The organism is Pseudomonas atagonensis, from assembly GCF_011369485.1.
In the GTDB taxonomy this organism is placed as follows: Bacteria; Pseudomonadota; Gammaproteobacteria; order Pseudomonadales; family Pseudomonadaceae; genus Aquipseudomonas; species Aquipseudomonas atagonensis.
Genome location: NZ_VXCA01000071.1, coordinates 1 through 726, shown reverse-complemented (window position 1 = coordinate 726; position 726 = coordinate 1). Strand labels below are relative to the sequence as shown.

General features: G+C 64.9%; 1 protein-coding gene. It reads right to left on the bottom strand.

What is annotated here, in order from left to right; all coding sequences use genetic code 11:
* Window positions 1-726, bottom strand: a 726-nt coding sequence (locus F2P67_RS27530; protein WP_178120967.1) for an RHS repeat domain-containing protein, incomplete at both ends; no start/stop codon positions are given.

Here is a 726-nt window from a genome sequence, read left to right as displayed (position 1 = left end):
CAACTTGATCGGATCCGGCGTCAGGTACCGTCCCAACCTCGGGTCGTAATACCGATGGCGGTTGTAGTGCAGGCCGCTCTCGGCGTCGAAGTACTGGCCCTGAAAGCGCAGGGGCTGGTTCAGGTAGTCGTCGCCGGCGAGGGTCAGGTTGGCGACTTTGCCGTAGGCGTCGTATTGCGCCGACCAGACGATTTCGCCGCTGTAGTCGGTGAGTTCCTGCGGGGTGCCGAGGTGGTCGAGCTGGTAATAAAACGGGCAGGCCTTTTTTGGGCCTTTGCCGTCCAGCAGGGCCAGCGGGCGGAAGGTGCCGGGTTCGTAGACGTAGCTGCGGTATTCGCTTTGGCTGCTTTCGGCGACGAGGTGGTCGCCTTGCCAGAAGAATTCTGTGCTGACGTCGTCGACGGTTTTGCCGATGCGTCGGCCGAAGGCGTCGTAGCGGTAGCTGACGGTTTTGCCGTCGGGGCGGGTCAGGCCGATCAGGCGGTGCTGACAGTCATAGCGGTATTCGGTGACGAGGCTGTGGGCGCTGCCGCGGCGTTCGCGGATCAGGTTGCCGAAGACGTCGTAGTCGTAATGACGGTCGCCCTGCATCAGCAGGCGGTTGCCCTTGACCCGGGTGGGGCCGGGGCGGTCCTGCATCAGCAGGTTGCCGGCCGGGTCGTGGGCGAAGGACTCCGGCAGTTCGTCGCGCGAGTGGCGGACGCGGATCAGCCGGTCGAGGGCGTC